The 233-nt window shown below is 36.1% G+C and carries 1 pseudogene; it reads left to right on the plus strand.

The annotated features are described in order from the left end of the window. Positions 1 to 233, plus strand: a pseudogene (locus ACODJP_RS14520) (DNA-binding protein); the annotation flags it as partial.

Raw genomic sequence — 233 nt, forward strand, 5'->3', positions numbered from 1 at the left:
GATGGATTAATTGACTTCGCAGAAGCCATAAGAGTTTTTGGGGAACCACAAAAGAAAGATACTAATGTCAATCAAAGTCAATCAATTAACAGTCAAAACTTGACAGAAGTTGACCTATTAAAACGTCAAGTTGACATACTGGAAAAACAGTTAAATCAAGCACTGTTTAGAGAAAATCAATCACTAGAACGTGAATCGTTTTATCAAGATCAGATCGAGGCCATGCAGCGCTT

This window comes from Pleomorphochaeta sp. DL1XJH-081 (assembly GCF_049310885.1).
Lineage (GTDB): Bacteria > Spirochaetota > Spirochaetia > Sphaerochaetales > Sphaerochaetaceae > CAYZJV01.